General features: G+C 70.0%; 9 protein-coding genes. 8 read left to right on the forward strand and 1 reads right to left on the reverse strand.

Features of this window, described 5'->3' with window-relative positions; all coding sequences use genetic code 11:
• Positions 1 to 139: 139 nt before the first annotated feature.
• The 8 genes from AC099J_RS26040 to AC099J_RS26075 all read left to right on the forward strand — a co-directional run bounded on the left by AC099J_RS26040 (position 140) and on the right by AC099J_RS26075 (position 5731).
• A complete protein-coding gene (locus AC099J_RS26040; RefSeq protein ID WP_479618191.1) occupies positions 140 to 1123 on the forward strand; it encodes an arsenic resistance protein in 984 nt (327 codons plus the stop codon).
• A 46-nt stretch (positions 1124 to 1169) separates the two neighbouring features.
• Positions 1170 to 1532: a hypothetical protein gene (locus tag AC099J_RS26045; RefSeq protein ID WP_479618192.1), complete on the forward strand. Its 363-nt coding sequence runs from the start codon at positions 1170 to 1172 to the stop codon at positions 1530 to 1532.
• 182 nt (positions 1533 to 1714) lie between these two features.
• Positions 1715 to 2506: a HupE/UreJ family protein gene (locus AC099J_RS26050; protein WP_479618193.1), complete on the forward strand. Its 792-nt coding sequence runs from the start codon at positions 1715 to 1717 to the stop codon at positions 2504 to 2506.
• Between the two features lie 46 nt (positions 2507 to 2552).
• A complete protein-coding gene (locus AC099J_RS26055) occupies positions 2553 to 2903 on the forward strand; it encodes a DUF6488 family protein (RefSeq protein WP_479618194.1) in 351 nt (116 codons plus the stop codon).
• A gap of 4 nt (positions 2904 to 2907) precedes the next feature.
• Positions 2908 to 3960 (forward strand): DMT family transporter, encoded by a 1053-nt coding sequence (locus AC099J_RS26060; protein ID WP_479618195.1) that lies wholly within the window; start codon positions 2908 to 2910, stop codon positions 3958 to 3960.
• Positions 3961 to 4107: 147 nt separating this feature from the next.
• Positions 4108 to 4608: a methyltransferase family protein gene (locus AC099J_RS26065; protein WP_479618196.1), complete on the forward strand. Its 501-nt coding sequence runs from the start codon at positions 4108 to 4110 to the stop codon at positions 4606 to 4608.
• A 29-nt stretch (positions 4609 to 4637) separates the two neighbouring features.
• The gene (locus AC099J_RS26070; RefSeq protein ID WP_479618197.1) at positions 4638 to 5078 is read left to right on the forward strand and encodes a disulfide bond formation protein B; all 441 of its coding nucleotides are present in this window, start codon (positions 4638 to 4640) and stop codon (positions 5076 to 5078) included.
• The gene (locus AC099J_RS26075; RefSeq protein WP_479618198.1) at positions 5075 to 5731 is read left to right on the forward strand and encodes a DsbA family protein; all 657 of its coding nucleotides are present in this window, start codon (positions 5075 to 5077) and stop codon (positions 5729 to 5731) included. The genes AC099J_RS26070 and AC099J_RS26075 overlap by 4 nt, the downstream gene beginning before the upstream one ends.
• A gap of 114 nt (positions 5732 to 5845) precedes the next feature.
• On the opposite strand, the gene AC099J_RS26080 is transcribed toward AC099J_RS26075, so the two are convergent.
• Positions 5846 to 6683: efflux RND transporter permease subunit (locus tag AC099J_RS26080; RefSeq protein ID WP_479618199.1), on the reverse strand; the 838-nt coding region annotated here is incomplete at its 5' end.

A 6683-nucleotide genomic window follows, 5' to 3' on the forward strand; every position in this document is an offset into this window, starting at 1 on the left:
ATGCCTCGATAGTACAACGATCATTGAATTATCAGGCCGTGCGGAGGACAGTACTCCCGACGGCCGCCCCGTCCCGCGCCCCCCGTGCTTCAATGCGCGGCGCCATCGCCACTGCCTCCCTGGCGCCCCCCTGCTGCCCATGCCCGTGCCCCCCCGCCAGACGCTCGAACACCACCAGAGTGCCGTGTACTTCGCCGCGGTGCTGGCCGGCGCCGCGCTGGCTTGGGCGTGGCCGGGCACCGCAGCCTGGTCGGTCGCCATCGACCCGCTGCTGGCGCTCATGCTGCTCGCCACCTTTCTGCAGGTGCCGCTGGCCGCGCTGCGCCGGGCGGGGGCCGACCGGCGCTTCCTCAGCGCGCTGCTGCTGGCCAATTTCGTGGCCGTGCCCTTGCTGGTAGCGGCGCTTTTGCCCTGGCTGCCCGATGTGCCCCTGCTGCGCCTGGGCGTGGCGCTGGTGCTGCTGGCGCCCTGCATCGACTACGTGGTCACCTTCGCGCAGCTGGGCCGGGCCGATGCCCGCGCGCTGCTGGCCGCCACGCCGGTGCTGCTGGCGTTGCAGATGGTGCTGTTGCCGGTCTACCTGTGGCTGCTGCTGGGCGATGCGGCGGCAGGCCTGCTGCGCTGGCAGCCGTTCGCCCATGCGTTCGTGGCACTGATCGCCGTGCCACTGGCATTGGCTGCGGCGTGCCAGGCCTGGGCAGCACGCCGCCCGGCAGGTGCGCGCGTGGTCGACGCTCTGGGCTGGCTGCCGGTGCCGGCCACGGCGGCCGTGCTGTTCGTCGTCGTCGCGGCGGTGGTGCCGCGCCTGGGCGCGGCGCTGCACGCTGCGCTGGCCGCACTGCCGGTCTACCTGGCCTTCGCGCTGGTGGCGCCGCTCATGGGCTGGGCCATCGCCCGCGCCTTGAGGCTGGCCCCTGCGCAGGGCCGCGCCGTCGCGTTCAGCGCCGCCACGCGCAATTCGCTGGTGGTGCTGCCGCTGGCCCTGGCGGTGCCGGGCGCGGTACCGCTGCTGCCGGCCGTCATCGTGCTGCAGACGCTGGTCGAGCTGGTCTGCGAGCTGGTGTACGTGCGCTGGCTGTGCCGTTGGGGTGAGCCCACCAAGCCTCAGCACGGGCGTGGGTAAACGGCGTCGAATCCGCATCGAAGCGGCTCAACCCTACACTGGCGCCGTGACGAACCAGCGCCGGGCCCTCTTGTTGCTGCTTGCCATGGTCTGGCAGGTGTTGGCCTGGCTGACACCGGTCCATCTTGACCAGCAGAAGGCTGGCATCGCGCACATGGTCGTGCATGCGCAGGAGGTGGACCATCACCACCACGCCGACCAGACGCTGCACCTCGAAGACGACCACAGCGAGTCGCCCCACCAGCACGCCAACCAGGCTGCGCAGTTGCCCGGCCTGCCACCCGCGATGGCGCTTGCCGCTGGCGAGCCCCAGCCTTCGGTGCTGGTGGCCAGCGCGGGTGCCGGACACGCACCTGTCTTTCTCGAACGCGCCTTGCGACCTCCGCAGCGCAGCGCTGATCTGGCCTGACGGGCTTTCGCGACGGCCGCTCTTAGCCGTCGCCACGCCGGCGTTTCGCTGACACCCTACCCGCTCGCTGGCAGCCCCACCCAAGGCGCCGCCGCGTCTTGAACGCACATCTTCGACCTGGCCAGCCGTCGCACCGCGACGGGCCAGGCCGGTCTGATCCAACACCCACAGGGACCTGGTCCATGACCCGAACCATTCGACATCGCCTGGCGGCATTGCTGCTGCTGGGCTGCATCCCGCTACTGGGCTTGGCCCATGGCATTTCCGAGGAAGACCGCCAGCGCATGCTCGAAGGTGGCTACCTGCAGTACGTCGGCCTGGGCGCCAGCCACATGCTGACGGGCTACGATCATCTGCTGTTCCTGTTCGGCGTGGTGTTCTTCCTGACCACGTTCAAGGACGTGGCCAAGTTCGTGACCGTCTTCACCATCGGCCACTGCATCACGCTGGTGTTTGCGACCTACTTGCAGATCACCTGGAACTACTACCTGGTCGACGCCATCATTGCCGCAAGCGTGATCTACAAGGGCTTCGACAACAACGGCGGCTTCCAACGCGTGTTCGACATGCAATCGCCGAACCTGCTGGGGGCCGTGTTCGTCTTCGGGCTGCTGCATGGCTTCGGCCTGTCCACGCGCTTGCAGCAGCTGCCGCTGGGCGACGACCCGATGGCGATGCTCGGGCGCATCCTCTCCTTCAACGTCGGCGTGGAACTGGGCCAGATCGCAGCGCTGGCGGCCATGGTGGCACTGCTGGCCGCCTGGCGGCATCGGCCCTCGTTCAAGCGGTTCAGCTACGCGGCCAACCTGGCGCTGGTCTACGCCGGCGTGTATCTGCTGTTCACCCAGCTGCACGGCTACCAGCACGATGCGCACCCCGACAGTTTTCGCTTCCCTGCCCTGGAACACCGCCATGTGCACGACGACATGAACATCGAGAACACCCAGGATGACAGCCGCAACACGCTCAAGTAAGACCGCCCTCCTTTCGTCCTCCATTCACCGCATCAAGGATCCCATCATGACCAAATCTCTCATCGCCACCATCGTCCTGTCCGCCGCTGCCTGGGCACCTGCTGCCCACGCCAACGAGGGCGGCAGCTGCCACTTCCACGGCGCCAAGCCTGCCGAAGAGTCGGTCGTCGCCGGCTGCGCCGACCAACGCAAACAGGCGCTGGTCAAGGGCGGCAAGATCGACAAGTCATGGAGTGCCATCAAGCCCGAGAAGGTCGAGACCGTCGATGGCAAGAAGGGCAAGGAGTGGAAGCTGACCTTCAAGAACCCCGCGGTGACCGACGCCAGCAAGCAGACGCTGTACATGTTCTACAGCCTGCCTGGCAACTTCATCGCCGCCAACTTCACGGGCCAGTAAAGCCATGCGGCGCGACCGGACCTCACCCGCGCTGCGTGGCGGAGGGCTTGCGCTGCTGGCCGCAGCCCTGTTCGGCCTGAGCACGCCGCTGGTGCAGGGCTTCGGGGCCGGCATCGGGCCGTTCACCACGGCGGCGCTGCTCTATGCCGGCGCCGCATTGGTGGCCATGCTGCTGCGCCGGCCTGCGACGCGCGAGGCGCAACTGCGGCGTGGCGATCTGCCGCGCCTGCTGGCCATGGCCGGCATGGGCGCGGTGGTCGGGCCGGTCGCGCTGGCCTGGGGTCTCCAGCGCACCAGCGGCTCCAGCGCCTCGCTGATGCTGACGCTGGAGGCCGTGTTCACGGCCGTCCTGGCGTGGCGCTGGTATGGCGAGACGCTGGACAAGCGTGTCATCGCGGCCCTCACCTTGCTGCTGCTCGGCGGTGTCGTGCTCGTGCTCGAGCAAGGCCTGGCCGGCCAGGCACAGCTGCTCGGGCTGCTGGCGGTCACCATGGCCACCGTCGCATGGGGCGTGGACAACACGCTGTCGCGGGGCGTGGCAGACCGCGACCCCGGCCAGGTGGTCATGGTCAAGGCCGTGCTGGGCACGCTGGCCACCGTGCTGATGGGCTGGGCGTGGAGCGAGCCCCTGCCTGGCCTGGGTGCGGCGTTGGCACTGATGGCCGTGGGCGCCACCGGCTACGGCTTGAGCCTGCGCTTCTACCTGCTCGCGCAGCGCGCGTTCGGGGCTGCACGTACGGGTTCGGTCTTCGCGTTCGCGCCTTTCATCGGCGCCCTGGGCGCCTTCGCGCTGGGCGAACGCTCAGGGTCCTGGCTGATGGGGCTGGGGGGCGCGTTCATGATCTGCGGTGTTGTGCTGCACCTGGCAGAGCGGCATGCGCACGCCCACACGCATGAAGCCCTGGAGCACGAGCACGCGCACAGCCACGACGATGGTCACCATCTGCACAGCCATGGCGTGATGCCCACCGACACGCACAGCCATCCGCATTGCCACAGTCCCATGGAGCATGTCCATCCTCATGTGCCCGATGCCCACCACCAACATGTGCACTGAATCGCCCCCCGCTCAGCCTTGCCGGGGCCGCATATCCCGAGCCTTCCCAAGGCTGCTGGGCGTGGCGCGTGACTCGCATGTGGCTGCAGGTCGTATCGTCGCGCCCTCCCCTGCCACCACGTCGCGCCACGCGATGCCCCTACGCACATGACCCCACGCACCGACCACCCGCTGGGCCGACGCCCGCCGCAGCCCTGGCTGGCACTCAAACTGCCGCCGCTGGCACTGGTTGCGCTGGCCGCTGCCGCCATGTGGGCCCTGCCGGCGGGCGTTCGACTGCCCCCGGCCGGGCCATGGCGGCTGTTGTGCGCCGCCGTCGTCGCGCTGGCAGGTGTGGCGGTGTGCGTGGCAGGCGTGCTGGCCTTTCGCCGCGCCCGCACGACCGTGGACCCGATGCACCCCGGCGCCGCCAGCACACTGGTGGTGCGCGGCATCTACCACCGCACGCGCAACCCCATGTACCTGGGCTTCGCGCTGGTGCTGCTGGGTTGGGCGCTCGTGCTGGGCACGCTGTCGGCCCTGCTGGTGCTGCCGCTGTTCGTGCTGTACCTGAACCGCCTGCAGATCGGCCCAGAAGAGGCTGCCCTGCGCGCCCGCTTCGGCGCCGATTTCGACGCCTACGCCGCCCGCGTGCGGCGCTGGCTGTGACGGCCGCGCGCGCCCCAGGCACAGCCCCTGTGGCCGCTACCCTGCCCGCCCCGCCACGCGCCCGCTGGGCGCCGTTGTTCGCTGCCTGGCTGCTGTCACTCACAGCCACGCTGGCGGTGCTGTTCGTCGGCGAGGTCATGGGCCAGGCGCCCTGCAACCTGTGCTGGTTCCAGCGCGCGTTCATGTTTCCGCTGGCCATCGTGCTGGGCGTGGCGTGCCTGCGTCAGGATCCGGGCGCCTGGCTCTACGCACTGCCGCTGGCGCTCGGCGGCGTGCTGGTGGCGGGCTTTCACAGCCTGCTCTACGCCGGGCTCATCCCCGAGCGCATCACGCCCTGCAGCCAGGGCGTGCCGTGCACCGGCGCCGACATGACCGTCCTCGGCGCCCTGCCGCTGCCGCTGCTGGCCTTGGTCGCGTTCAGCGCCATCGCCGTGCTGGTGCTCTTCTCACGTTCCAAAGCCACCCCATGACCCGACGCACCCTCACCGTTCTGATCACTGCCCTCGTCGCCCTGGCGGCCTTCGTTGCCGCCGCGCTGCTGTACCAGCGCCACACCCAACAACAGGCGGCCGAGCAGGCCAGCGCCCAGCAGGACGTGATGGTGCGCGCCCACTCGCCGGTGCTGGGGCCGGCTGCGGCGCCCGTCACCATCGTCGAGTTCTTCGACCCGGCCTGCGAGGCCTGCCGCGCCTTTCACCCCTACGTCAAGCAGATCCTGGCCGAGCACCCGCGCGACGTGCGGCTGGTGGTGCGCTACACCCCGTTCCACCAGGAAGCGTCGGTCGTGGGCGTGCGCATCCTGGAGGCGGCGCGCGCGCAGGGCCTCTTCGAGCCCGTGCTGCAGGCGCTGATGGAGGGCCAGCCGGTCTGGGCCAGCCACGGCGCGCCCCAGCCCGACCGCGCCTGGGAATTCGCGCGCGCGGCCGGCCTGGACATGGAGCGCGCGCGTGCCCATGTGGCCACCGGCGCGGCCGACGCGCTGCTGCAGCAGGACATGGCCGATGTGCAGGCGGTCGGCGTGCGCGCCACGCCGACCTTCTTCATCAACGGTGCGCCGCTGCGCGAGGTCGATCCCCGCGTGCTGGCCGAGCAGGTCAGGGACGCGGTGGCCAGCGCGCGCTGATCACGCAGCCGAAGCCCCGCCACCGGGGGGCCGGGTGGGAGCGGCTTCGAACTCGTCGCGGCCGGTGCTGCCAGCATCGTCCTCGTGCCGTCATCGCGGCCGAGGGCGATCACGTCATCGCCGCGCCCGCACACGGCGCCGATGGACCAAGTACCAGGCCGCCGGCACCACCAGCATGCTGAGCAGCGGCGCCGTCACCATGCCACCCACCATCGGCGCGGCAATCCGCGTCATCACCTCCGAGCCCGTGCCCTGCCCCAGCAGGATGGGCAGCAAGCCGGCCATGACGACGGCCACCGTCATGGCCTTGGGGCGCACACGCAGCACGGCGCCTTCGCGAATGGCTGCCAGCAGGGTCTGTTCGTCGTCCTGCTCGCCTGCCGCAAGGCGCTGCGCGTAGGCATTCTTCAGGTAGACCAGCATCACCACCCCGAACTCTGCCGCCAGGCCGGCCAGCGCGATGAACCCCACCGCCGTCGCGACGGAGACGGCATGCCCCATCGCCCACACCAGCCAAAAGCCGCCCACAAGTGAAAACGGCACGGCAACCATCACCAGCAGCGCATCGCCGGCCGAGCGGAACAGCAGGTACAGCATCGCGAAGATGAGCCCCAGCGTGGCCGGCACGACCACGCGCAAACGTTCGGTGGCGCGCTCCAGATACTCGAACTGGCCCGACCACGACACCGCGTACCCCGCCGGCAGCGCCACCTGGCTGGCCACGACCGCCTGCATCGCGTGCACCACCGAGCGCAGGTCGCGCCCGCGCACGTCGACATAGATCCAGCCGGACAGCCGGGCGTTCTCGCTGCGCAGCATCGGCGGGCCGTCCTGAATGGAAATGCGGGCGACGTCCTGCAGCAGCACCGTCGCGCCTTGCTCGGTCACGAACGGCAGCTGACGCAGGCGTTCGAGCGAGTCACGCACCTCGCGCGGGTAGCGCACGTTGATC

The sequence above is a fragment of the Rhodoferax sp. RT4P68 genome, from assembly GCF_056521305.1.